The following is a 25,386-nucleotide window of genomic DNA, read 5'->3' as shown; positions in this document are numbered from 1 at the left end:
GTCCGTCGATCCGAAAGCAAACTGTATCCGTGACACCTCTTCAAGCTCTCGATCAGCCTGCACTCTTCCGCTTCGAGGACCCGCAGACGGGCGCCGATCTGTCGGAGCGCGAACGCCGCCTTCTCGTCGGCGCGTTGAACTTCCACGCGCTCATGGCACCTCAGCGAAAGCTGCGGATCCATCTCTACGACGGCTCGGTGGAGACGACGCCTCGACTGACCGACGACAGCACGTTCGACGGACTCTCGAGGAACAACCGACACCGCATCGGGAGCTTCGACATCGTCAGCTCCGTCTCCGTCGAAGAGCGTGAGCGCGAGCGTGCGGAAGCGGCCTCGGCCCGTCTCGTGGCGTCGCCCGCCAGGCATCTGCACGTGTCATCCGACGATGTGCTCGACTCGGACCCTTACCGCCCGCAGCGTCCCGGCCTGGTCGGCCGGATCGCACGGAGCGTCAAGTCGCGCGCGCCGCTGCTCTACGACGACGCCCGGGACCTCTCGCTGCTCAGATTCCGCCGCAAGCTCACGACGGCCATCGAGCCTCGCGATTACGAGGCGGAGTTCCGTCCGGGGGGCGCACACGAGGACGACGTGATCGTGCCGGCCGGCCCGGTTCTCGACGGGGCGCCGAAGGCCGTGATCATCGGACTCCACTGGTTCGAGCTCGGTGGCGCCGAACTCTGGGCGTTCGAGACGGTGCGTCTGGTGCGCGAGGCCGGCTTCCTTCCCATCGTGCTGACCAATCGGGACTCTCACCAGCCATGGGTCACACGGCCCGAGCTCGACGGAGCGCTGCTCATCCCGTTCTCCGAGCCCACCGTCACCTCGCAGACCGCCGGCGTCGAACCGCTGCTCCGCTCGCTGCTGCGCACCTTCGACGTGCGCGGTGTCGTCATCCACCACAATCAGTGGCTGTACGACCGGGTCGCCTGGATCGCCGCCTCGCGTCCTGGCATCCCCATCATCGACAGCACTCACATCGTCGAGTACACCGGCGGCGGGTATCCGCTGAGCAGTGCGATCGCGTCCCGATCGATCACGACGCATCACGTCATCTCGCCGAGCCTCGCCCGCTGGATGACCGATGTGCAGCGCATCCCTGCTGACCGTGTGGTCATGGCACCGCTCGGCGGACTCACCGTGAAGCCGAAGGATGCCGTGTTCCGTCCGCGGACCGCGGGTGAGCAGTTCACCGTCGCGTTCATCGGCCGGATGGCCCGGCAGAAGGCGCCCGAGGTGTACATCACCATGGCGAGGCGGTTGAAGCGCCAGGGATACTCGCTGCGTTTCATCCTTCACGGCGGCGGCGAGCTGTCGAGCTGGGTCGATGACATCATCCGTGCCGAGGGGCTGGGGGAGGACATCGTCCGACGCAGCTCGGACACCCCTGTCTCCGAGACGCTCGATGAAGCGCATGTGCTCGTCGTCGCGTCGCACAATGAGGGACTCACGCTCACGACGCTCGAGGCGATCGCACACGGTGTGCCCGTGATCTCGACGGATGTCGGGGCACAGAGCGACATCATCCCCGAATCCGCTCTGGTTCCGCGTCACGCACGTGTCGCCGCCCGTCGACTCGCCGAGGCGGTGGCCCCGCTCGTCGACGACGAGGAGTCGAGGGAAGCGCTGTGGCGGAAGGAGCGCAAGGCGGAGAAGAAGTTGCTGTCCCAGCAGTCCGCGAGTTCATGGTTCAAGGAAGAGGTGGGCTCATGGTGAGTGTCGCTGGAGTGGTCGTCACGTTCAATCGGCTCGAGAAGCTGAAGACGGTGATCGCATCGATCGAGGCGCAGACGCACGCCGTCGAGACGCTGTTCGTCATCGACAACGCCTCGACCGACGGCACGGCGGAGTACCTGGCATCCCTCGAGACGTCCGTCCCCCTCGAAGTCGTGACCATGTCGACCAACTCCGGGGGAGCGGGTGGCTTCTCCGAGGGGATGCTGCGCGGATACGCCTCCGGCGCGGACCACGTGTGGATCATGGACGATGACTGCTATCCGAAGCCGGAAGCGCTCGAGAGCCTCATCGCCGGATTCGACGGGGCCGTCCAGGAACTCGGCGGCGACGTCCCCTTCGCATGTTCCGTCGTCGAGTTCACCGACGGCAGCATCTGCGAGATGAACAACCCCGTGACGACGTGGGACTGGGGCCGTCTGCTCGTCAAGGGCCAGAACAATGTCATGGTCACAGCGTGCTCGTTCGTCTCCGTGCTCATTCCACGCTGGGCGATCGCGGAGTACGGGCTTCCGTACTCCGAGTACTTCATCTGGTTCGACGACCGCGAGTACACCCTTCGCCTCACCGCTCGCTGCCCGGGCGTGCAGGTGCTCGACAGCGTCGTGGTCCACGACATGGGCGACAACCGCGGAGTGAACTTCGCGATGGTCGACCGCAAGAGCCTCTGGAAGTTCTCGTACGGCGTGCGCAACGAGGCCTCCTGGCAGCTGCACCATCGCGGATTCCTGTACTTCATCGAGTTCGGCGCACGGCTCTTCGTGAGCCTGCACCGCGGTCGCGTCCCGCTGGATCTGCGCGCGAAGCTGCTCGGCAAGTGGCTGAAGGGCATCACCTTCAATCCGAAGGTCCGCTACCCGGAGGCTGAGGCGGCGTGAGCTGGGTCTCGATCCTGCCCGCACTGATCGTCACCGGAGCTCTTCTCTTCCTCCCGGGACTCCTGCTCGGCTTCCTCCTCCGCCTGCGCGGAATGAGACTCCTCGCGCTGGCACCGGCGCTGAGCGTCTCCCTCGTCGCGGTCGCCGCCATCGCAGCGCCTTTCGTGGGAATCCGATGGAGCATCCTGCCCGTCCTCGTACTCACCGCGGTGGCGTCGCTCGCCGCCTTCTTCTGGTCGAAGCACGTCGGAGTCCCGGCGCGACCACGCACGCACGTGAGCGCGAGGCAGCTGGTCGCGATCATCGTCTCCATCGCAGTGCCCGCTGCGCTGATCGCGTTCGTGCTCGTGCGGAGCATGCACGACCCGGAGTTCTTCTCACAGCGTTACGACAACTTCTTCCATCTGAACGCTGTGCAGTACGTCCTGGACACCGGGAACGCATCGCCGCTGTGGCTGGGAAGCATGACGTCGCCGGCCGGCGTCCCCTTCTACCCGTCCGGATGGCACGCGCTCGTCTCCATCGTCGTCGCTCTGAGCGGGGCATCCGTGCCCCTCGCTACCAATGCGATGATCATCGTCGTCGCGGCGGTCGTCTGGCCGATCGGCGCGGTGTTCCTCGTGCGCGAGCTTCTGGGACGAAACCAGATCATGACGGTGATCGCGGGCGCTCTGGCTGCCGCCTTCCCGGCCTTCCCCTTCCTGCTCCTGCACTACGGGGTGCTCTATCCGCTGTTCCTCGGCCTGGCCGTGGCTCCGGCCGCGATCGTCGTCGCCTGGTGGCTTCTCAGGCCCGGGCGAGTGTCGCGTCGCCAGGACTGGGCCCTGCTGTTGGTGCTCGTCGTGCCGGGCCTGGGTGTCGCGCACCCCGGGGCTCTCATGGCGGTCGTCGCTCTCACGGTGCCCTTCGTCCTCGCCAGGCTTCTGCATCAGATGAGGGCTCCCGGACGCCCGCGGGTGATCGCGATCGGCCTGCTCGTCGCCTACGCCGCCGTCGGCGTGGTCCTCCTGCAGGTCGTGCGTCCCCCCGGAAGCCAGATCTACTGGCCCATCATCAACACCGTGCCCGACTCCATCGGTGAGGTCGTCGCGGCGAGCGTGTACGGCTACCCGAGTTCGCTCGGGATCACCGCTCTGATGATCATCGGCGCGTACAGCGTGATCCGCCGAGGCACCTATGCGCGGTGGTCGGTCCTGGCGATGGCGGTCATCTCCGCCGTGCTCTATATCATCGTGTCGGCGTCACCGTATGAGACGCTCCGGTTCTGGTTCACGGCCCCGTGGTACAACAACCCGCCTCGTATCGCCGCGTTCTGGGCGATCGGAGTCCTCCCGCTCGCTGCGCTCGGTGGCATCGTGCTGGTCACGTGGCTTCTTCGCCAGCGCCTGCTCGCGCCGGTGCGGCGCTTCTCCGAGCGTCTGCCGATCGTCCTGATCGCCGTCGTCGTGATCGTACTCGTCGGAGTCACCCAGAACGCCGCGATCCGGCAGGCCGCAGCAGATATCGAGTTCACCTACGAGCTGCGACCGGGTGGGCCGATCCTGTCTCCGGACGAGCTCGATCTCATGGAGGATCTCGACGAGCTCGTTCCCGAGGACGCCGTCATCGCGGGAGACCCGTGGACCGGAGCGTCCTTCGCCTATGGCGTGAGCGGACGACGCGTCCTCATGCCGCATCTCCTGATGGATCTCACGGACGACGCCGAGGCGATCAACACGAAGCTGAACACAGACGGCGACTCTCCGCAGGTGTGCGACGCCCTCGAGGACACCGGTGTCGCGTACGTCCTCGACTTCAGCGCCGACGGCGACTTCCAGGAGAACGACGGCGACTATTCGGGACTCGACGACCTCGAGAGCTCGCCTTACGTCGAGCTCGTCGAGCAGCGCGGAGATGCGAAGCTCTACAAGATCGTCTCGTGCGGACTCGGGTCATGACGTACGAGATCTTCGTGCCTTTCTGGGGAGACCCCGAACAGCTCTACGAGACCGTCGAATCGGTGCGCGCCCAGACGGATCCGGACTGGCGGCTGACCGTCATCGACGACTGCTATCCCGATGAGTCCGTCGCGGCGCACTTCGACGAGGAGTCGGACGAGCGGATCATCTACACCCGGAACGAGCACAACGTCGGGATCACCGAGAACTTCCGGGAGTCGGTTCGCCGCGCGTCCGGGGACTTCGTCACGATCCTCGGCTGCGACGACCTCCTGCACCCGAACTACGTGGCGGTCGTCCGCGCCGCGGCGCGTGCCGTGCCCCACGCGGATGTGATCCAGCCGGGAGTCCAGGTCATCGATGAGCGCGGCGCGGTCGTGCTGCCCCTCGTCGATCGGATCAAGCAGCGCCTGCTCACCCCGAAGGGCCAGGGGATCACCGTGTTCAACGGCCCTGACATGGCCACGACGCTGATCCGGGGCAACTGGCTGTATTGGCCCTCGCTCTCGCTGCGGGTCGAGACGCTGCGCAGGATCGACTTCACGGATGACCTCGCCGTCATCCAGGATCTCGCTCTCCTCATGGACATCGCGTTCGACGGGGGCACGCTGGCGTATACGCCGCCGCTCGCGTTCTCCTATCGGCGTCATCTGGCGAGCGCGTCTCAGAAGACGCTGCTCGACGGCAGTCGTTTCCTCGACGAGCGTCGGTACTACCGCATCGCGCGTCGATCGGCCGCTGCGCGGGGGTGGAGCCGCACAGCGCGGACCGCGAGAGTACGTCTCATGTCCCGTCTGCACGGGATCGCCGCGTTGCCCCTCGTCCTGAGGCATGGCACGGCGCGGGGTGTGCGGTCGGCCCTGGCGCACGTCGCGGATCCCCGCTGAGGGTCGGCACGGGAAACTGCTCAGCCGCTGTCTACGGGGCTGAGCGGCCTCGGCTGAGTCGCCGTGCCGCGGCGACGCGACGTGATGCCTCGCGCCAGGCACGGAGAAGCATCCACCGCGACTGCAGAGCCTTGCGGAGACCCCGTGGCCTCGGTGCCGACGCATTGGCATCGTGCAGCCGACGTCGCAGAACCGGGCTCTGCACATGCGCGAGCACACGGGCCGTGTTGCCGACCGTCGCGATCCACAGGTCGTGGGACTCGACCAGGAACCCCGGGAAAGGCAGGATCAGCTCCGAGGCCTCACGTCGGATCGCCATCGCGCAGCCGTAGTAGGGGGCATCGCCGGCCAGCAGACGCAGCTCGTTCGCCAGCGATCCGCCCGAGGGCAGCGGAGCGAGGCGCCAGGGTCGTCCGGTGAGCGGCGAGCTCAGTGGCGAGTCGTCAGGGAGCAGCACCAGGTCGCCGGCGGCGATCGAGCGGTCGCGGAGTGCCTCGACCAACAGGTCGCGACGCCCGGGGACCCACTCATCGTCCTGGTCGGAGAGGAAGATGACGTCACGGTCCGCCAGCGACAGCGCACGCTCGAACGTCTTGACGTAACCGAGGTTCTTCGGGTTTCTGTACACGGTCACGCGCGCATCGCGGTATGTCTCGAGAAGGGCGACGGTGCCGTCGGTACTCGCGTCGTCGACGATGACGACCTGATCGTCCGGCCGCAGTCCCGCGAGGATCGAGTCGAGTTGCTCGCGCAGATACCCTGTGCCGTTGTACGTCGCCATGCATACGCACACGGTCTCAGTCATGTGCGACTCCTCCCTCAGACGGTGCCACGAGAGCGAAAGCCGCCCGCCTCTCCCGCAGCAGATGATGTGTTCCGGCCGACCCGACGACGGCGAGGATCACGAGCTCCGAGGCGGCGAGGCCGGCGATGATCCCGCTGAGACCCCACTGGGACGCCCAGATCATGAGCGGCACTCCGACGACAGCGGCGCCGAGGGTGCCGTAGAGCACGTAGCGGTTGAGGCCGGCCGGCACCAGGACGTTGCGGATGAAGGGGGTCGTCAGGCTCGTCAGCGCGAAGGTGGCGCCGAAGCCCAGGAACACGGCGATCTCGGGCGTCGCTGCCCGGCCGAACAGGAGCGTGGACAGCACAGGACCGAGCAGAGCCAGCGCCGTACCGCCGAAGAGAGCGAGGGCTGTGTGGAGGCCGAATGCCACGAGATGGCGGCGCGCCCGGCCATGCGCATAAGACACTTCGAGCACCCACTTCTGCAGAGTGTTCGACAGCACCGTGACGGCGAAGAGGGCGATGCGGAAGAACTTGTCGGCGGAGGTCGCCTGACCACTGGCCGTCGCGCCGAGGAGGCCCTGGGCGAGCGGGATGGGCGCAGAGGTGTAGGTTCCGCCGATCGTCTCGGCCGCGGCGACCGAGACGTTCGCGCGATATGCGCGCAGGATGCGCCGCCCGGCGAACGGAGGCACGGGTCGTCGGTAGAGGCGGAGGTTCAGAAGCAACGGGCCGGTGAGGAAGCCGATCAGAGTGAGGACCGGATACCACAGCAGCTGCTCGGTGAGCAGGAGGAGCGGGATCGCGAGAGCGACGCTGAGGCTCACCGGCACGGTCTCGAACAGCAGGACGACCCGCGCATCCCCGACGCCGACTGCGTACCAGACGACGGTCATGGCCGCGGCGGTGGTAGCCAGCGTGACGAGGGCGGCGACAAGGCGGAACTCGGGGGGAACCAGGGCCGAGCTGAGGGCGGCACCGACGAGTCCCGCCGCGACGACGAGCAGTCCGCGGCACCAGAACGAATCACCGAAGAGCTGACGTCGGGCGTCGTCGTCGGCACTGAGCGCGATGCGCGCTCCGCCCGAGATGTTCCAGCCGAATCCCGCGACTATCGCGCAGACGGTTCCCACGGCCTGAGCCGTGCCCACGGAGCCCCACGCCGCCAGACCGAAGACGTTCGGGATGATCGGCAGCAGGAACAGCGGCGCGATGAATGAGATCAGAGGAACGGCGCTGAAGCCCGCGAAGCGTGACAGCAGAACCTTCATCGATGGGACTCCTCGGACCATTGCGGCCCGACACCATTCCGGATGGCGCGGACGTGAACGCGTGCGACCCTAGACTACTTGAGTCGGCGTGAACGAGAGGTCAGGGTCCCATGGTTGGTGTCATCGTGCTCGCCGCCTACCGACCTTCCCGGAACTCTTCACCCGCCAGCTCGCCTCGATTCGCGATCAGACGGTCACCGACTGGGAGTGCATCATCTCCGTCGACGGAGAACTGGAGACCATCGAGGAGGTCGTCGCCGAGGTCGCGGCCGGGGACGAGCGCTTCCGCATCGTCGCGGACGGCAGACGCCTGGGTTTCTACATGAACTTCGAGAGGGGTCTCGCAGCGGTGCCCGCCGAGACCGAGTGGGTGGCGCTGAGCGACCAGGACGACTTCTGGTATCCCGACAAGCTCGAGAAGCTGCTCCCGTACCTCTCGGATTCGGCGATCGTCTCCGGGCAGGCGCGTCTGGTGTCCCATCCCGGTGACGAGGTGCTCGGATTCACCGACCGCCGGCAGCTCGACCCGGCATCGACGATGATCGTGAATCAGTTCACCGGTTCGTTGTGCCTCTTCCGCCGAGACCTGCTGACGACGGCGCTGCCGTTTCCCCGCCTCTCCTCACACACGGTCGCGCACGATCACTGGCTTGCTGTCGTCGGGATGGCGCAGGGAGGCGGTCGCATCGTGGATGAGGTCGTGCAGGACTACGTGCAGCACTCCGCGAACGTGTTCGGCGACCCGAGCAGGCTGAGACTCGGACCGATCGCGACTCTGCGGAGAGCCTGGGGCAATGCCGTCACGTTCGCCGTGCGGTACGAGGGGGCGGCGACGCCGTCCGCGATGACCCGGATGCTGTTCTGGATCTATGTGGGGTGGCGCCAGCTCATGGCGCAGACGCTCCTGGAGCGTGATCCCCGCGCGGCACGCGCGATCGAGTTGGATCGGCTCTTCGGCTCGGGTCGGCGACTGCCGGTGACTCTGGGGATGTTGCGGAGGGTTCGCCGCGCGCGGGCCGTCCCGACGCCTTTCGTCATCGCCTATGTCGCGAGCTGGGCAGCGGGGTGGCTGATCCGGGGCCGGCGGCGCACTCCGACGGTGGCACGCTGAGCGGTCCGTTCGCAGATCTCGCGCCGGTCACACAGGGCGCGCGCGCCAGGTGACTCGAGCGGCGTCAGCGGCGAGTTCCGGGCTCATCCTGCCCAGGCGCTCAGCGCGTCCGTCACGGAACCCCGCGATGAGCAGCTTGCGCATGGTGGATCGGGGCCTGGCCAGCATCCACGCGATGAGGAAGTACGCGTAGTCGGCTCGCGCGTCGCGACGCAGGCGCGCCCGATGACGCGGATGCCGCCGTCCCACGACGATCCGATTCCTCGCCCTGTAGTAGTACCGGAACGGCGTGCTCAGCGTGAGGGTGGGAAGCACCGCTCCGAGCGGGCCGGGTACCCGGTAGCGTGCACCCAGGCGGTGGGGCAGGCGGAGGCCGGGGGCGACGATGCACGGCAGGTCGGCATCCAGGCAGCGGATCTCGAAGTCCGTATCCACGAGGTCGATGAAGAGGGCTTCGTCCATCAGCCCGACCCGTTCGAGCACCTCTGACGGAAGATACATGCCGGACTGGATCGCGTGGGCGGCGTGGACCACTCCTTGCGGCGTCGATGACCCGGCCTGGGAGACGTCCGCGAAGAACTCCGGAACCACGGGGCCCGCGGGAACGCCGTGCGTGCGCGCATGCTCGTGCGCGGCGCCCAGAGCGGCGACGAAGCCGGGGGCGATGGTCGAGTCCTGGTCGAATGTCACGACCGCGCTCGCGCCGTGTTCGATGGCGCAGCGGATGCCGTGATTCAGTGCCGCACCGATGCCGCGGTTGCTCTCCAACGTGATCACCTGCGCACCGGTCGATGCGATGTCCGCGCGGATCACGTCGAACTCTGCACCGCTGCCGTCATCGACCACGATGATACCGGTGACTTGCGGAGCGAGATCTCCCAGAAGCGGAGGCACCTGTGCCGGGCGATGCACGGTGACGACGCCCCAGACATCGGCGCTCGGGGCTCCGGACGTCATGCCGGGGGAGCGCTGTCGGCGTCGCGGCCGCGGTGCTGAGCCTCCAGAGCGGCGATGCGGCGATCCAACCGGTCGATCTCCGCGCGCGACAGCGCCGCTTCCTCCGCGACGCGGCGGATCTCGTCCTCTGCCTGGGAGAGCTCCCAGGAGAGGTGCAGCGCGACTCCCAGGAGCAGGGTGATCGCGAGAGCGAACAGCAGGTTCGCCGGCACTTGCACACCGAGCAGCGATGTCGCCCAGAGCAGGAGCTGGGGGAAGATCCCGAGCAGCAGGACGCTCAGCGCGATGACGATCCACATCACCGCGTACTTCTCGCGAAGACGTCGCGTCAGCAGCATCCAGAAGACCAGTGCGAGGATGACGAGAGCGAGAGCGATCCCGACGATGACGATCATCGTGCGACCTCCGGTTCGCCCACGGATGCGGACCGACTCGTCGAACCGGGTCGTCGCAGCATCGCCAGGCCGAGGGTGAACACCGAACGCAGCAGGTAGATCGATGCTCCGATCGGGCCCTGACTCGGGGTGCCGTGCACGCGCGGCCGCATGGCCACCGGCACCTGCGTCACCGTCAATCCGGCGTGGCACGCTGCGACGAGCGAGTCGATGGTGTCGCCGAGGTACTCGGCGGGGTAATAGCGGACGTACTGTTCGATGGCTCTGCTGTTGGCAGCGCGGAAGCCGCTCGTCACGTCTGTCAGACGGGTCTTCGCGACCCGGGACACGGTCTTGGCCAGGAACACCATCGCCCAGTGGCGCGGGCCGCGAACCGAATAGTCGCCGACGTCCGCGAAACGTGCGCCGATCGAGATGTCCGCCGTGTCGAGACCGTCGAGGACTCGCGCGATGTCGACGGGGTTGTGCTGGCCGTCGGCGTCGACCTGGATGGCCCGGGTGTAGCCGTGGCGCTTCGCGTACGTGAAGCCGGTGCGCATCGCTCCGCCGACGCCGAGGTTGAAGGGGAGGGAGATGACCGTGGCGCCGGCCTCTCGCGCGACCGCGCTCGTGTCATCGGTCGATCCGTCGTCGACGACGAGCAGATCGAAGTCGGCGCTCGCTGCCCGGATCTCGTGCACGGTGCGTCCGACGTTGCGGGCCTCGTTCCATGCGGGGACGATCACGAGGACACGGTCCGACGACAAGCTCATAGTTCACCGATCCTATCCGATCGGCCGAACGCGACGATCACGTGATCGGAGCGCCCATGGCGTAGTCGGCCTTGAAGGCGGGGGCGAGCTGGAGCACTGCGGGTGCGCGCCCTCCACCGAGCCGGAGGAGAACCCCGATCGACGTCACATGCCGGAGCTTGCCGTTCTCGTAGAAGTAGATCTCCGGCGCGCCGGTGAACTGCACGAAGTCGGTTCCGCTGGTCAGCAGAGGGGATCCCACCTTGTATCGCGACAGCTGATCACCCGGGAGCACGTATTCGCGCGGCGCGGTTCCCCCGTTCAGCTGGAGCAGGGTCGTGATGCTGCGGACGTGACGCAACGTCCCGTTCTCGTATCGGTAGATCTCCTCGCGCCCGGTGAAGCGCACGAACGACTTCTCGGGCAGGTTCGCCGCACCGGTGCCGAACCATTCGACGGTGGCCGGTGACCAGGGCAGCACCTTCAACGGCCTGGACCCGTTGAGGGCCAGCAGGTCGGCAGGGGACGGCACATGACGCAGCGTGCCGCCCGAGACGACGTAGATCTCCGGGGCTCCCTGCGGCTGGATGAACAGAGGTGCGGAGACCGTGGTCTTCGAGCGGGGCATCGCGCCGCATTCCCCGCTGCCCAGCGTGGTCGGCTTGATGCCGCCATACTGCGTGCCCGACACCGGATGGAGCTTGCCGCCCGCGGCGATCAGAGTGCTGCTGCCGCACGAGACGACGGGGGTGAGCGTCGAACCGACTCTCGTGTTGGCTGCGACCGAGCTGCTCGGCACCACGGTGATGCCGGCAGCGCCGAACTCACGGGCGAGGGCGGTGCTCGGTACGCGCAGCAGGCGGTCGCCGAGAAGCGTGAGGAACACATCCTGGGTTCCCGCGGCGCGGATCAGGCTGTTCGCCTTGATGACGAGGAGCCCGTTGCCGATCGATGCGGCCGCGGACGGCTTCATCGACGCGACGTACCCGGATGTTCCTTTGGAGACCTCGAGCCAGGTCTGCTGGTTTGCCACATGCCTGCGCAGACCGCCCTGGTAGAGGTAGACCTCGGGGTCCGCCCCCGAGCGGAAGAACGAACCGACGGGGGCGCCCTCGGAGAATCGGTCCGCAGTGGTGCCGGTGAGGTTGACGTACGAGCTGAACGCGTATCCGAACAGGGCGACTTGAGCAGCGTCGACGAAGCGATGGCGGGTGCCGTCCGGTTCCAGGAGGTACAGCGTCCCGGTCCGAGGGTCGTGCACGTACCGCGTGACCGGCTTGCCCTCGGGCATCGGGTCGAGGTACGCCGCGGCCACGGACACGGCACCGCCGAGCCTCGACCGCAGTGCGGCGAGGTCCTCGGCAGCGACGACATGGTGGCGGACACCGGACTGCACGAGGTAGATCTCCGCGCGACCCGGCACCTGCGCGAGGGTGGCCGGAGCGGCGCCCGTCGTCTGAGTGCTGCCGAACCAATCGGTGAAGAGCTGGTAGAAGTTGCGATTGCCGTAGCTGGAGCATCCGTCCCCGGTGCCGTATCCGGCGTTGAGCGCCGCCCTATTCGGCTGGTAGGGCGTGTAGTAATACAGAGCGGCCGTCGCCTTGTTCTCGACCCTGACCGGGGCGGACCCGCAGGCCCGGTTGGGGTGGTAGAGGATGTTCCAGGTCTTCCCTGGCGCGTAGTACGTGAACCAGCGTCCCTCGGCGTAGATCTGCATCTGCCGGGCGGCGCCGTAGATCTGGTAGAAGAAGCCTGCGTAGGCCGGATCGCACGGCGCCGTGTCCGGGCACCCCTGGCCGAGGGCCATGTCGAAGCGCCAGGTGCTCGGCCACGTGTGCGTGACGAGGCTCTGCTCCTTCTCGAGCATGACGATGAGCACCCGCGGGTTGATGCCGCAGGACTGTGCGACCCGCGCGATGATCGTCGCCGCCGACTCGTTCGGCGCTCCGGAGTATCCGCGGCAGTAGCTGTCCGCAGGACGGTTCGGTGTGTTCTGACGGTAGTCCTTGAGGCAGACGTACCCACCTCGGCACGAAGCCACCTTCCCGCGGAAGAACGAGTCGATCTGGCCGGCGGACATGGTGTCGCTCTGGAAGAACACGCCATCGGAGATGATGTTCCCCGGCTTGAACTGCGCGAGGTTCGCGGTGTCCCGGATGGATGCGTCCGCGGAACCCGTCACCGCGGTCGAGGATGTCAGCGTGGCCCCCGCAGTCGACAGAGCGCCGGAGGAGGAGGGCGCGACGGCGTTGGCCGGCGTCGCCACGAGCAGGGATGCGGCGAAGACGACAGCCGCTGCACTGGCGATGAGGCCGAGCAGGTGGGGGGATTTTGAGCCGGTCACCTGCTCATTGTGACGGAAATGCACAGACGATGCCAGTGTGAACGATGTGACGCAAGTAAATCGTGCCTGTCTGAGTCCCAGCTGGGATGTGACACGATATGGGGGTGAAAGGCATAATTCTCGCTGGTGGCTCAGGAACCCGACTGCATCCGATCACGATCGGCATCTCGAAGCAGCTGATTCCCGTGTACGACAAGCCGATGGTCTACTACCCGCTGTCGACGCTCATGCTGGCCGGGATCCGAGACATCCTGATCATCACCACGCCTCACGACGCCGAGCAGTTCGAGCGGCTTCTCGGAGACGGCTCGCAGTTCGGAGTGAACCTCACCTTCGCACAGCAGCCCTCGCCGGACGGCCTGGCACAGGCCTTCGTGATCGGAGCGGACTTCATCGGCGACGACAAGGTCGCGCTCGTGCTCGGTGACAACCTGCTCTACGGCCCGGGGCTCGGAACGCAGCTCAAGCGCTACACCGATGTCGAGGGCGGCGCCGTGTTCGCCTACTGGGTGGCGGAGCCCAACGCCTACGGAGTGGTCGAGTTCGATGCCGACGGTCGTGCCGTCTCGCTCGAGGAGAAGCCCGAGCACCCCAAGAGCAACTACGCCGTACCTGGACTCTATTTCTACGACAACGACGTCGTCGAGATCGCTCGCGCCCTCGAGCCCAGCGCTCGCGGCGAGTACGAGATCACCGACATCAACCGCGCCTATCTCGAACGAGGCGCGCTCCAGGTGGAGGTGCTCCCGCGCGGAACAGCGTGGCTCGACACCGGGACTTTCGACCAGATGTCGGATGCCGGCGACTACGTGCGCACCATGGAGCGCCGCACGGGTCTGCGCATCGGCGTCCCCGAGGAGGTCGCCTGGCGTCAGGGCTTCCTCACCGACGATGACCTGCGCGAGCGGGCCACGAAGCTCGTGAAGTCCGGATACGGCACCTACCTGCTCGAGACCCTGGAAAGAGGTCGTTGATGTCGAACATCCTCGTCACCGGAGGCGCCGGTTTCATCGGCTCGAACTTCGTCCACTACGCGGTGGAGAACACCGATCACACGGTCACGGTGCTCGACGCGCTCACCTATGCCGGAAACCGGGCGTCGCTCGAGGGGCTCCCCGAGGACCGGGTGCGATTCGTGCACGGTGACATCACCGATGCCGAGCTCGTCGACGGGCTCACCGCAGAAGCGGACGCCGTGGTGCACTACGCGGCGGAGTCGCACAACGACAACTCGCTGCACAGTCCTCGTCCCTTCCTGGACACGAACATCATCGGCACGTACACGCTGCTGGAAGCGGCGCGTCGGCACGAGACGCGGTTCCACCACATCTCGACCGACGAGGTGTACGGCGACCTCGAACTCGACGACCCCGAGCGGTTCACCGAGCAGACGCCGTACAACCCGTCGTCGCCGTACTCGTCGACGAAGGCCGGCAGCGACCTGCTCGTGCGCGCGTGGGTCCGCTCGTTCGGCGTCCAGGCGACGATCTCGAACTGCTCCAACAACTACGGCCCCTATCAGCACGTCGAGAAGTTCATCCCTCGGCAGATCACCAATGTCATCCGCGGTATCCGGCCGAAGCTGTACGGTGCCGGGGAGAACGTCCGGGACTGGATCCACGCGAACGATCACTCGTCCGCCGTGCTCACGATCCTGGAGAAGGGTCGGATCGGCGAGACCTATCTGATCGGCGCCGACGGGGAGCGGAACAACAAGGACGTCGTCGAGCTCATCCTCGAGGAGATGGGCCAGCCGCGAGACGCGTACGACCACGTCACGGACCGCGCAGGTCACGATCTGCGGTACGCGATCGACTCCACCAAGCTCCGCACCGAGCTGGGCTGGAAGCCGGAGTTCGCCGACTTCGAGTCCGGACTCGCCGCGACCATCGCCTGGTACCGCGACAACGAATCGTGGTGGGCGCCGTCCAAGGACCAGACCGAGGCGTTCTACGCGTCGAAGGGACAGTGACCCGGTGAGCGAGATCGACTTCGGAAAGCCTCTGAGTCGCACCGAGACGACGATTCCCGGGCTCGAGATCTTCGATCTGCCCGTGCACGGCGACTCGCGCGGATGGTTCAAGGAGAACTGGCAGCGCGAGAAGATGACCGCACTGGGCCTCGCCGATTTCGGTCCGGTGCAGAACAACGTCTCCTTCAACGACGCCGTCGGCACGACTCGCGGGATCCACGCCGAGCCGTGGGACAAGTGGGTGTCGATCGCGACCGGTCGGATCTTCGGGGCCTGGGTCGACCTGCGAGAAGGCCCGACATTCGGAGCGGTCTTCACGGCGGAGTTGGATCCCTCGAAGGCGATCTTCGTGCCTCGCGGCGTCGGCAACTCCTACCAGACCCTCGAGCCTGACACCGCGTACACCTACCTCGTGAACGATCACTGGTCGCCGGACGCCTCGTACTCGTTCCTGAATCTCGCTGACGAGACCGTCGCGATCGAGTGGCCCATCCCGCTCGCCGAGGCCGAGGTGTCTGCGAAGGACCTCGCACACCCGCGTCTCGCGGATGTCGAGCCGGTCGCCCCGAAGAAGACCCTCGTCATCGGCTCGGGCGGGCAGCTGGGAACCGCGCTGCGAGCCGAGTTCGAAGGCGTCGGCAGCGTCGAATGGACGACGCGCGCGGATTTCGATCTCGGATCGACGACTCTGACCGACGCGCGACGGTGGCGCGACTACGACACGATCATCAACGCCGCCGCGTACACGGCCGTGGATCGTGCGGAGACGCCCGAGGGCAGGCGGGATGCGTGGGCGGTCAACGCCGCCGGACCGGCAGCTCTCGCTCGCATCGCTGCGGAGCACGGCATCACCCTCGTGCATGTGTCGAGTGACTACGTCTTCGACGGAACCGCCGAGCGACCGTACACGGAGGACGACGTCGTGTGTCCACTCGGCGTCTACGGCCAGTCGAAGGCGGCGGGCGATCTCGCCGTCTCCACAGCCCCTCGTCACTACATCGTCCGCACCTCGTGGGTGATCGGGAGTGGTGGGAACTTCGTGCGCACCATGGCGTCGCTGGCCGCGAAGGGAGTCGACCCGAAGGTCGTCGACGACCAGCGGGGGAGACTCACGTTCGCTGAAGAGATCGCGCGCCTCATCCGCACCCTCGTCGAGACCCGCCCGCCGTTCGGCGTCTACAACCTGACGTCCGAGGGCGAGAGCGTCACCTGGGCCGACATCGCCCGCCGTGTGTTCGAACTCGTCGGCGAGGATCCGGCGCGGGTCACGGGTGTGTCGACTGACGCGTACTTCGCCGCGGCGACGTCGCCCGTCGCCCCGCGCCCCACGAACAGCGTCCTCGACCTGACCCGGGTGCAGAGCATCGGCTTCACCCCTCGCGTGGGAGACGAGCTCCTCAGGGAGTATCTCGGGTCGTGAGCGTGTCGTTGCGGAGCGCAGACGCTCCGACCGCGGCGCCGAAGGCGCGGGTGTTCCGAACCGACATCCAAGCACTTCGCGCCGTGGCCATCGGCCTGGTGGTGCTCAATCACCTCTGGCCGATGCGCCTGCCCGGCGGCTACGTCGGAGTCGATGTGTTCTTCGTGATCTCCGGCTTCCTCATCACGGGGCACCTGGTGGGCGAGATGACACGGACCGGGGGAGTGCGCCTCGGTGCGTTCTACGCCCGACGGATCCGGCGCCTGCTTCCGGCGGCGCTGCTCGTCCTCGCGGTGTCGCTCGTGCTTCTCGTGCTGTTCCTTCCCTACCCTCGCTGGGAGCGGGGCGCCTGGGAGGTCGCAGCGAGCGCGGGGTACGTCGAGAACTGGTTCCTGGCATCGATGTCGGTCAACTACTCGGCGCTCAATGATGCGGCGAGCGTGGTCCAGCACTATTGGTCGCTCTCGGTCGAAGAGCAGTTCTACATCGTCTGGCCCGTGCTGCTGGTGGCCGCGCTGGCCGTGTCGCGGCGCACCGGACGACCGGACACGCGACGCGGAGTGAGAGCGCGGACGGCCACGGCGCTGATCGCGGTCGTCGCGCTGGTGGGGGTCGCCTCCTTCGTCGCCAGCGTCGTCTACACGACCATGGCTCCGCCTCAGGCGTACTTCGCGACGTTCACGCGCGGGTGGGAATTCGCGATCGGCGGGGCGGTCGCGCTGCTCGGCAGTCGAATCCCGCTCGGACGCGCCGCGGCCGACATCGTCAGCCTGCTCGGGTTCGGCCTCATCGTCGTCGCCGCCTTCGCCTATGATCATGCGACTTCTTTCCCCGGGTACGCCGCACTGCTGCCGGTTCTCGGCACCGCAGCGGTGATCCTCGCCGGAAACTCGCACGCCGCTCTCTGGCATGCGAAGGTGACCGCACTGAGACCTGTGCAGTGGATCGGCGGAATCTCGTACTCGCTCTATCTCTGGCACTGGCCGCTCATCGTCGTCGCCCCGTTCGTCATCGGTGGCGAAGCGAGCACTCTCTCGAAGATCGCGGTTCTGGCCATCTCGCTGGTGTTGGCCGTGCTCACGAAGAGGTTCGTCGAAGACGCCGGACAGACCTGGGGATATTGGCGCGGCTCCTCGCGCCGCGCGTTCGGGCTCATGGTCACGGGGATGCTCGTCATCGCGGCGCTCGTGGCGGCGGTCCTTGCCGCATATGCGGCGAGGGTCGAGGCGGACAGCCCACCGGACGACCTCGCCGCGTCGACGTGCGAAGGGCCTTCGGCGCTCGCACCGGGGGCCGAGTGCGACGACCCTTTCGGGGCTGCGGACTATTCGGTGATGACCAAGAAGAACGAGTACTTCTACACGCCTGCGGAGTGCGGCGAGTTCCTGCCGATTCTCACGTATGGGGACCTCAAGACCACCCACGAGTGCGATTTCTCGCGAGGAGAAGAGGATCCGACGAGGGTGTGGCTCATCGGGGACTCCCATGCGCAGCAGTGGCAGGGAGCTGTGTTCGACATCGCAGAGGAGCACGGCTGGATCGTCGACACGAGTTTCTACGGCGGGTGTCCCGCAGCCGACGTCGAGTTCATCGGGTTCCGCAGCGCGTGGGGTGCCGCCGACGTCGAGAGGTGCCGCGAGTGGTCGAGCGACCTCGCCGACACCGTCGCCGAAGAGGATCCGGACCTCGTCATCACCGCGATGGCGTCGCGGCTCCAGCTGGTGGACGACGGCAGCGACCGGCCGCAGGTCGATCAGATGTCGGACGGACTGCTCGATTACTGGACGCGGTGGAGCGAGGAGGGGATCAAGGTGCTCGCGCTGGCGGATCCTCCGTTCAACGCTGAGGTCAGAAGCCCCGACTGCGTGCTGCACAATGCCGAGGACCCGAAGTCCTGCGCGCGCCCTCGAGCCGAGGCGCACCCGGTCGACCCGGTGGTCGTGGCGGGCGCTCAGGCAGAGTCACCGTCGATCAGCGTGCTGGATCTGACCGACCGATTCTGCGACGCGACATCGTGCTACGCCGTGGTGGGCGGCATCCCCGTCTACTACGACGCGGATCATCTCAATCTCGAATACGCCAGACTGCTGGGAACCGAGATCGACGCGGCGGCCGAGCGACTGCTCGCAACGGGCGGATAGGCTGGCAGAGGCAGACGGTCGACCCGAGACGACTGCGGCGACACCCCTCGCCGATACGCCGCCCCTCATGAAAACGACGCACCCGACACCGCTTCCTCCGACCGCGCCTGTCGCCGGGGATCCGCTCACCCGCCGCGCGGACATCGACGGTCTGCGCGCGCTCGCCATCCTGCTGGTCGTGGCGTACCACGTGTGGCTGGGGCGCGTCTCGGGCGGCGTCGACGTGTTCCTGATGGTCTCCGCCTTCTTCCTCACCGCGTCGTTCGTGCGACGAGTCGGGTCGGAGCGTCCGCTCGCGCTCGCGTCCTTCTGGTTGCGCCGCTTCCAGCGGCTGCTGCCCGCTGCGGCCGTGACGATCGTCGGCGTCCTCGGCGTCGCGTTCGCGGCGTATCCGCAGACCGAGTGGCCGCGCGTCTGGCGTGAGGCCTGGTCGAGTCTCTTCTACGTCGAGAACTGGACGCTGGCCCTGTCGGAGGTCGACTACTACGCTCGCGACTCCGTGACCCCGAGTCCGTTCCAGCACTTCTGGTCGCTGTCGGTCCAAGGACAGGTCTTCATCCTGTGGCCGCTCATCATCGCCGCGGTCTGGCTGATCCTCCGTCGTCGGCGCCACCTCGTCATCCCCGCACTCGCCGTCGTCTTCGGGACGATTTTCGTCGCCTCGCTCGCATTCTCGGTCGTCGAGACGATGCGCGCCCAGTCCTTCGCCTATTTCGACACCCGCACGCGACTGTGGGAGTTCGCGGCCGGCTCGCTCGTCGCGATCGCTCTCCCGCATGTCCGCGTCCGACCGTCGATCGCCGCACTCCTCGGTTGGGTCGGGATCGTCGGCATCGTCATGTGCGGAATCGTGCTCGACGTGCAGGGCGGATTCCCCGGGTATCTCGCTCTGTGGCCGGTGATCTGCACGGCGCTCGTCATCGTCGCCGGGCGCGACCGCCCGCGTGGCGGCCCCGCGATGATCCTCGAGTCGGCGCCGCTGCGATTCGTCTCCCATGACGCGTACGCGCTCTACCTCGTCCACTGGCCGGTCCTCGTGACCTGGATGATGGTGAGCGGCAGGTCCGAGCCGGGATGGCTGGCCGGCGCCGGTATCGTCCTGGTCTCGTTCGTGCTGGCGCGGATCGTGTCGACGCTCGTGGAGCGCCCGATCCGCGACGCCGCGTTCTTCGATGGCTCCCGTCGTCTCGGCGTCCTCGCACTCGCGGCCTCGGTCCTGCTGGTCGCCGCACCCCTCGCCGCCTGGCAGCTCACGATCCAGCATCGTGCGGCGGCGCTGATGGACAGCGACAGCGGCGGGTATCCGGGTGCCGCCCAGATCGACTCGCCGATCGATCTCGCCGTCACCGATCTCCCGCTGATGCCGCCGGCCACGGCGCTCGATGACGAGTGGGTGGACCTGAACGGCAGCTGCGCGGGAGACCTCGAACCTGTGGAGCCTGCGCTGGAAGGCAGCTGCGCCCAGACCGCGGCAGCGGAGGACTCCGACGCCTGGCGAGTGCTCGTGATGGGGGATTCGCACGCACAGCAGCTCATGTCGCCTCTCGCCGTTCTCGCCGATCAGCAGGGATGGGGCCTCGTCGCTCTGCTGAAGGGAGGGTGCGCCATCGGCATCGGAGCTCCGACCTGGTCGGCGGCGGGTACACCCTGCGACGAATGGCGCGCCGCGGCGATCGAGTATGCGATGAGGGTCCAGCCGGATGCGGTCTACCTGGTCGCGACCCGGGCGACGCCCTCGTCTCCCGAGGTTCTCGTCGAGGGGATCCGCGAGATCGCGGAGGAGCTCACGGCGAACGGCATCCAGGTGATCGCCGTGCGCGACAATCCTCGCTTCGATTTCGACATGTACGAGTGCGTGTCGGAGGATTCGGAGGTCGTTCCGGGTGCCGACGCCGCATCGTGCGACGTGCCCGAACTCGCCTTCGTCGACGGAGAGGATTTCGACGATCTCACGGCGGCTGACGGGGTGATCGCGGTGGACTTCCGACCCTGGCTGTGTCCTGAGGGCGTGTGCAGGGGGTCGATCGGCAACGTCGCCGTCTACATCGACGACAATCACCTCTCCGACTCGTATGGGCGCACGCTCGCCCCGATGCTCCAGCAGATGCTGGACGTGGGAGGGCGTGTCGGCACCGAGGCGGGCTGACAGGTAGCGCCGAGTGCGCTGCAGGTAGAGTTGTCTGCTGTGTGCCGCGCGACGCCGTGCGGATGTCAGCCTTGTGGGCAGAAAGCAGCAACATGGATCTTCTTGTCGTCGGGTCGGGCTTCTTCGGCCTCACCATCGCAGAACGCGCCGCCGATGCAGGCCGCAAGGTGACGGTCATCGATCGTCGCCACCACATCGGCGGGAACGCCTACAGCGAGGCCGAGCCCGAGACGGGCATCGAGGTCCACCGCTACGGCGCGCATCTGTTCCACACCTCCAACGCCACGGTGTGGGAGTATGTCAACCGTTTCACGAGCTTCACGAACTACGTGCACCGCGTGTACACGACGCACAAGGGCACCGTGTTCCCGATGCCGGTCAACCTCGGCACGATCAACCAGTTCTTCCAGTCGGCCTACACGCCCGACCAGGCACGGGCCCTCGTGCGCGAGCAGGCGGGGGAGTTCGACGTCAAGACGGCGTCCAACTTCGAGGAGAAGGGCATCGCGCTCGTCGGCCGCCCCCTGTTCGAGGCGTTCTTCCGCGACTACACCGCGAAGCAGTGGCAGACGGATCCGCAGAAGCTGTCCGGCGACATCATCAGCCGCCTGCCTGTGCGATACACATACGACAACCGCTACTTCAACGACACGTGGGAGGGGCTGCCGACGGACGGCTACACCGCGTGGATCGAGCGGATGGCCGATCACCCCAACATCGAGGTGAAGCTGAACGTCGACTTCTTCGATGAGGCTCAGCCCCTGAACAAGAAGGCGACGGTCGGACAGCTGCCCATCGTCTACACGGGCCCCGTGGACCGCTACTTCGACTACACGGCGGGTGCCCTCAGCTGGCGCACGCTCGACTTCGAGCAGGAGGTGCTGAACATCGGCGACTTCCAGGGCACCAGCGTGATGAACTACCCCGACATGGACGTGCCGTACACGCGCATCCACGAGTTCAAGCATTTCCACCCGGAGCGTAAGGACGTCTACGAGTCGGACAAGACGGTCATCATGCGGGAGTTCTCTCGCTTCGCGAACCGCGAGGACGAGCCGTACTACCCGGTGAACACCCCGACGGACCGTGACGGCCTGCTCGCCTATCGCGAGCTCACGAGGGGCGAGAAGGACGTGCACTTCGGCGGACGCCTCGGCACGTACCAGTACCTCGACATGCACATGGCCATCGGCTCGGCGCTGTCGCTGTGGAACAACTCGCTCTCGTAGACTCGACATCGTGAGTCACGCTGCTGTCGGGGCGCCCGGGACGCCCCGGCGCTATCTGCATTCTCTGTGGTTGTTGTCGGCCAGAGACCTCAAGGTGCGGTACTCGACGAGCCTGCTCGGCTATCTGTGGTCGGTGCTCGATCCGCTCGTCATGAGCGTGATCTACTGGTTCGTCTTCACGCAGATCTTCAACCGCGACGTCGGCGAGGACCCGTACATCGTGTTCCTCATCAGCGCTCTGCTGCCCTGGGTGTGGTTCAACACGTCGGTCACGGACTTCACGCGCGCGTTCAAGAAGGATGCGCGGCTCGTACGATCCACCGCGATCCCGCGCTCGATCTGGGTCAACCGCATCGTGTTGAGCAAGGGAATCGAGTTCCTCTTCTCGCTGCCTGTGCTCGCTGCCTTCGTGATCATCAACCTGCTGGTCGAGCAGGATCCGGCGCACACGGTGCAGGTGGGCTGGGGAGTCCTCTGGGTGCCGGTCGCGATCTTCCTGCAGACCGTCCTGCTCGTGGGCCTGGGGCTTCTGGTCGCCCCGCTCTGCGTCCTCTTCGTCGACCTGGAGCGCACGACCGCGCTGATTCTGCGCGCCATGTTCTATGCGACTCCGATCATCTACAACGTCACCGACCTCCCCGGCATCTTCCAGACGCTCGGTGCATTCAATCCTCTCGCCGGGATCTTCATGCTCTATCGGATGCCGTTCTTCCCCGACCAGTGGAACCCCTTCACTCTGCTGGTCAGCGTGGGCATGACCCTCGTCATTCTGGCGCTCGGCGTATGGACCTTCCGGTCCCTCGAGCGCACCGTTCTGAAGGAGCTGGGATGACCGTCGCGATCGAGGCCAACGGGCTGGGCGTTCGGTTCCGCCGCAATCGCCGTGGGCGCCAGAACTTCAAAGACCTGTTCGCCCCTGCGGCGCGGCGGTCGCGCTCGGGTGAGTTCTGGGCACTGCGTGACGTCTCGTTCACGGTGCAGCAGGGGGAGTCGATCGGCGTCGTCGGGCGCAACGGCCAGGGCAAGTCCACGCTGCTCCGTCTCGTCGCGAACGTGCTGCTCCCCGACGAAGGGGCGGTGACCGTGCACGGTGGAGTCGCCCCGCTGATCGAGATCACGGGCGGCTTCGTGGGAGATCTGACCGTGCGGGAGAATGTCGCCTTGATGGCGGGTCTGCACGGAATGCCGCGCGACGCTGTCGCGCTGCGCTACGACGACATGATCGCCTTCGCCGAGCTGGCGGGATTCGAGGACACTCCCTACAAGCACCTGTCCAACGGCATGAAGGTGCGCCTGGCGTTCTCGGTCGTGTCCCAGCTCGACGAGCCGATCCTGCTCGTTGACGAGGTTCTCGCCGTTGGAGACAAGGCGTTCAAAGACAAGTGCTACAAGCGCATCGACGAGCTCCTCGCCGAAGGGCGCACGCTCTTCTTCGTCAGCCACAACGAGCGGGACCTCCGTCGCTTCTGCACCCGAGGTCTGTATCTCGACAAGGGCACGCTCGCCCTGGACGGGCCGATCACCGACGTCCTCGACCGGTACAACGCCGACTACAACCGCGGCTGAGCGGGATTCGCCGGCGATCTCCCGGTCATTCGCCGAGCTTCTTCTGTTCGACGTGCGCGTTGACCGCGGCCAGGTCGGGATGCGCGTCGAGCACCGCCACGATCCCGGTCGCGTCCAGCGACGCGGCACCGTGCTCCTCGATCAGCCTGCGGATGACCGTCAGGTCCTCCGGAGTGTCCAGCGTCACCCGATAGTGCGAGGCATCGACGTCCTGCGTGATCGAGTGGATGTTCGCCCGCGGTGACCCGCCCGCGTAGAGATAAGGGGTGACGTGCTCGCGCTCCGCCGGCTCGGTGGCGTTCCGGTCGGCGTCGGCGAGAGCGGCCGCGGAGAACACCTCGAAGTCGAAGCCTCGCGGGTACGTGCGCTGGAGGACGTTGGAGACATGAGCGTGAGGATCGTCCAGCTCGATGAATCGACGGACGCCTTCGAGGACCACGGCGGGATCGATCAGCGGGCAGTCCGACGTCACTCGGACGACGACATCCAACTCGGCGGAGGAAGCCGCCCCCGCGAACCGACTCAGCACATCGGTCTCGCTGCCGCGGAACACGTCGATGCCGCGTGCGTGCCCGAGCCCGGCGAGAGGGTCGTCTGCGGCGTTCGTGGTGGTGGCGAGCACGATCGGCAGATCGGTGGCGGCGAGCCTGTCGAGGTGGTGGTCGAGCATGGAGCGGCCGCCGGCCGGGATCAGCACCTTCCCCGGAAGACGGGTGCTGGTCATCCGCGCCTGCGTGATGATCCCGATCCGCGTCAACGCAGAGCCCTGAGGAGCGACTCGACGACCTGGTCGACCTGGTCGTCGGTGAGCTCGGGGTGGATGGGGAGCGAGAGCTCCTCGGCGTAGAAGGCCTCCGCGTTCGGGCACATTCCGCGGCGATAACCGGCGTCCGCGTACACGGGGTGCCAGTACACGGGCATGTAGTTGACCTGCACCCCGATGCCGTCCGCGCGCATCCGGTCGAAGACCGTCCGACGGCGTCCGTCGAGGATGCGCACCGGATAGAGATGCCGGATCAGCTCGACGTCGTCACGCTGGATCGGAGTACGGACCCCGTCGACGCCTGCGAGAGCCGCGTCGTAGCGCCGCGTGATCTCGGCGCGTCGCCGCCGGAACGAGTCGAGCCGCGCCAGCTGGGCGATCCCGAGTGCACAGGCGATGTCGTCGAGGCGATAATTGAACCCGAACTCATGGACTTCCTGATGCCACGCGCCTTCCGTCGTCATCGCGAAGCGATCGGCATCCCGCACCAGCCCGATGAAGTGGAACTCATGGGCGCGCTGGGCGATCTTCGGATCCTTGGCGACGAGCGCACCGCCCTCGCCGGTCGTGAGGTTCTTCGTCGGGAAGAACGAGAACGTCGTCAGGTCCGCGAGATCGCCGACCGGCCGACCCCGGTACGTGCTGCCGATCGAATGGGCGGCGTCGTCGAGGACGAGCGCGTTCACACGCGCCGCGATCTCTGTCAGTCTGTCGTAGTCGGCGGGGTGTCCCGCATAGTCCACGGCGGCGATCACCTTGGTGCGTTCATCGACCAGGGCGTCGACCGCGTCCGGGTCGATGAGCGCTGTGTCCTCCTCGACGTCTGCGAAGACGATGTCGGCCCCGAGGACCGACGCCATCGAGGTCGTGGCGATGAAGGTCATCGGAGTCGAGATCACGGTGTCTCCGTGCGTGACCCCCGCAGCCGCGTACGCCATGTGCAGCGCCGCCGTGCCCGAGGTCGCGGTGACCGCCCGGTGCCCGCCGGCGATCTCGCCGAGTCGCGCTTCGAATGCGGCCACTGCCGGGCCGGTCGTGAGCCAGTCGCCACGGAGCACCTCGACGACGGCCTGGATGTCCTCCTCGGAGATCGACTGCCGTCCGTAGGGCAGCATC

General features: G+C 66.9%; 21 protein-coding genes. 13 read left to right on the top strand and 8 right to left on the bottom strand.

The features are described from left to right. The first annotated feature begins 29 nt into the window (after window positions 1–29). The 4 genes from ACZZZF_RS05515 to ACZZZF_RS05500 are packed head-to-tail and all read left to right on the top strand — an operon-like array spanning window position 30 to window position 5,435. Window positions 30–1,715 carry a glycosyltransferase gene (locus ACZZZF_RS05515; protein ID WP_295103261.1) on the top strand — a complete coding sequence of 562 codons (1,686 nt, stop codon included), beginning with the start codon at window positions 30–32 and terminating at the stop codon, window positions 1,713–1,715. Further along, window positions 1,709–2,611 (top strand): glycosyltransferase family 2 protein, encoded by a 903-nt coding sequence (locus tag ACZZZF_RS05510; RefSeq protein WP_056278153.1) that lies wholly within the window; start codon window positions 1,709–1,711, stop codon window positions 2,609–2,611. Before ACZZZF_RS05515 ends, ACZZZF_RS05510 begins: the two co-directional genes overlap by 7 nt. Beyond that, on the top strand, window positions 2,608–4,548 hold the full coding sequence (locus tag ACZZZF_RS05505; protein WP_463497446.1) for a DUF6541 family protein: 1,941 nt from the start codon (window positions 2,608–2,610) through the stop codon (window positions 4,546–4,548). Before ACZZZF_RS05510 ends, ACZZZF_RS05505 begins: the two co-directional genes overlap by 4 nt. Further along, the gene (locus ACZZZF_RS05500; protein ID WP_463497443.1) at window positions 4,545–5,435 is read left to right on the top strand and encodes a glycosyltransferase; all 891 of its coding nucleotides are present in this window, start codon (window positions 4,545–4,547) and stop codon (window positions 5,433–5,435) included. The genes ACZZZF_RS05505 and ACZZZF_RS05500 overlap by 4 nt, the downstream gene beginning before the upstream one ends. A 31-nt stretch (window positions 5,436–5,466) precedes the next feature. Here ACZZZF_RS05500 and ACZZZF_RS05495 read toward each other — a convergent pair whose 3' ends face one another. Together ACZZZF_RS05495 and ACZZZF_RS05490 are read right to left on the bottom strand one after the other, a co-directional pair. After that, window positions 5,467–6,240, bottom strand: coding sequence for a glycosyltransferase (locus ACZZZF_RS05495; protein WP_053095626.1), 774 nt, complete (start codon window positions 6,238–6,240; stop codon window positions 5,467–5,469). Further along, the gene (locus ACZZZF_RS05490; protein WP_072591035.1) at window positions 6,233–7,495 is read right to left on the bottom strand and encodes a lipopolysaccharide biosynthesis protein; all 1,263 of its coding nucleotides are present in this window, start codon (window positions 7,493–7,495) and stop codon (window positions 6,233–6,235) included. The genes ACZZZF_RS05495 and ACZZZF_RS05490 overlap by 8 nt, the downstream gene beginning before the upstream one ends. Window positions 7,496–7,583: 88 nt before the next feature. Here ACZZZF_RS05490 and ACZZZF_RS05485 point away from each other — a divergent pair, with 88 nt between their 5' ends. Further along, on the top strand, window positions 7,584–8,606 hold the full coding sequence (locus tag ACZZZF_RS05485; protein WP_463497441.1) for a glycosyltransferase: 1,023 nt from the start codon (window positions 7,584–7,586) through the stop codon (window positions 8,604–8,606). A 27-nt stretch (window positions 8,607–8,633) separates the two neighbouring features. On the opposite strand, the gene ACZZZF_RS05480 is transcribed toward ACZZZF_RS05485, so the two are convergent. From ACZZZF_RS05480 to ACZZZF_RS05465, 4 genes are read right to left on the bottom strand one after another with little or no spacing between them, the layout of a single operon-like run. Further along, window positions 8,634–9,563 (bottom strand): glycosyltransferase, encoded by a 930-nt coding sequence (locus ACZZZF_RS05480; RefSeq protein WP_463497438.1) that lies wholly within the window; start codon window positions 9,561–9,563, stop codon window positions 8,634–8,636. After that, window positions 9,560–9,958, bottom strand: a complete 399-nt coding sequence (locus ACZZZF_RS05475; RefSeq protein ID WP_053095630.1) for a DUF2304 domain-containing protein — start codon at window positions 9,956–9,958, stop codon at window positions 9,560–9,562. The genes ACZZZF_RS05480 and ACZZZF_RS05475 overlap by 4 nt, the downstream gene beginning before the upstream one ends. Then, window positions 9,955–10,710, bottom strand: a complete 756-nt coding sequence (locus ACZZZF_RS05470; protein ID WP_285363049.1) for a glycosyltransferase family 2 protein — start codon at window positions 10,708–10,710, stop codon at window positions 9,955–9,957. Before ACZZZF_RS05470 ends, ACZZZF_RS05475 begins: the two co-directional genes overlap by 4 nt. Before the next feature lie 37 nt (window positions 10,711–10,747). Then, window positions 10,748–13,033, bottom strand: a complete 2,286-nt coding sequence (locus ACZZZF_RS05465; protein WP_463497436.1) for a hypothetical protein — start codon at window positions 13,031–13,033, stop codon at window positions 10,748–10,750. Between the two features lie 104 nt (window positions 13,034–13,137). Between ACZZZF_RS05465 and rfbA the strand changes: the two genes are divergently transcribed. The 8 genes from rfbA to ACZZZF_RS05425 all read left to right on the top strand — a co-directional run bounded on the left by rfbA (window position 13,138) and on the right by ACZZZF_RS05425 (window position 23,507). After that, a complete protein-coding gene (rfbA, locus tag ACZZZF_RS05460; RefSeq protein ID WP_053095633.1) occupies window positions 13,138–14,007 on the top strand; it encodes a glucose-1-phosphate thymidylyltransferase RfbA in 870 nt (289 codons plus the stop codon). Then, window positions 14,007–15,005, top strand: coding sequence for a dTDP-glucose 4,6-dehydratase (rfbB, locus tag ACZZZF_RS05455; protein ID WP_056278175.1), 999 nt, complete (start codon window positions 14,007–14,009; stop codon window positions 15,003–15,005). Before rfbA ends, rfbB begins: the two co-directional genes overlap by 1 nt. Window positions 15,006–15,009: 4 nt before the next feature. After that, a complete protein-coding gene (gene rfbD / locus ACZZZF_RS05450) occupies window positions 15,010–16,425 on the top strand; it encodes a dTDP-4-dehydrorhamnose reductase (RefSeq protein ID WP_400340731.1) in 1,416 nt (471 codons plus the stop codon). Beyond that, on the top strand, window positions 16,422–18,566 hold the full coding sequence (locus tag ACZZZF_RS05445; protein ID WP_372984385.1) for an acyltransferase family protein: 2,145 nt from the start codon (window positions 16,422–16,424) through the stop codon (window positions 18,564–18,566). Before rfbD ends, ACZZZF_RS05445 begins: the two co-directional genes overlap by 4 nt. 67 nt (window positions 18,567–18,633) lie before the next feature. After that, window positions 18,634–20,712 (top strand): acyltransferase family protein, encoded by a 2,079-nt coding sequence (locus ACZZZF_RS05440; RefSeq protein ID WP_463497434.1) that lies wholly within the window; start codon window positions 18,634–18,636, stop codon window positions 20,710–20,712. A 92-nt stretch (window positions 20,713–20,804) separates the two neighbouring features. Beyond that, entirely contained in the window at window positions 20,805–21,941 is a 1,137-nt protein-coding gene (gene glf, locus ACZZZF_RS05435) for a UDP-galactopyranose mutase (RefSeq protein ID WP_072591042.1), read from the top strand. Between the two features lie 10 nt (window positions 21,942–21,951). Beyond that, entirely contained in the window at window positions 21,952–22,773 is an 822-nt protein-coding gene (locus tag ACZZZF_RS05430) for an ABC transporter permease (protein WP_295105250.1), read from the top strand. Beyond that, window positions 22,770–23,507 (top strand): ABC transporter ATP-binding protein, encoded by a 738-nt coding sequence (locus ACZZZF_RS05425; RefSeq protein WP_053095640.1) that lies wholly within the window; start codon window positions 22,770–22,772, stop codon window positions 23,505–23,507. The genes ACZZZF_RS05430 and ACZZZF_RS05425 overlap by 4 nt, the downstream gene beginning before the upstream one ends. A gap of 25 nt (window positions 23,508–23,532) precedes the next feature. Here the strand turns inward: ACZZZF_RS05425 and ACZZZF_RS05420 are convergent, their stop codons facing one another. Both ACZZZF_RS05420 and ACZZZF_RS05415 read right to left on the bottom strand, forming a co-directional pair. Then, the gene (locus tag ACZZZF_RS05420; RefSeq protein WP_463497431.1) at window positions 23,533–24,375 is read right to left on the bottom strand and encodes a cytidylyltransferase domain-containing protein; all 843 of its coding nucleotides are present in this window, start codon (window positions 24,373–24,375) and stop codon (window positions 23,533–23,535) included. Beyond that, window positions 24,261–25,385 carry a DegT/DnrJ/EryC1/StrS family aminotransferase gene (locus ACZZZF_RS05415; protein ID WP_463497428.1) on the bottom strand — a complete coding sequence of 375 codons (1,125 nt, stop codon included), beginning with the start codon at window positions 25,383–25,385 and terminating at the stop codon, window positions 24,261–24,263. The genes ACZZZF_RS05420 and ACZZZF_RS05415 overlap by 115 nt, the downstream gene beginning before the upstream one ends. Window position 25,386: the final 1 nt, after the last annotated feature.

Source organism: Microbacterium sp. AC215 (genome assembly GCF_979258645.1).
Note: the sequence above shows the minus strand (reverse complement) of the source record. Positions and strands in the feature narration are given on the sequence as shown.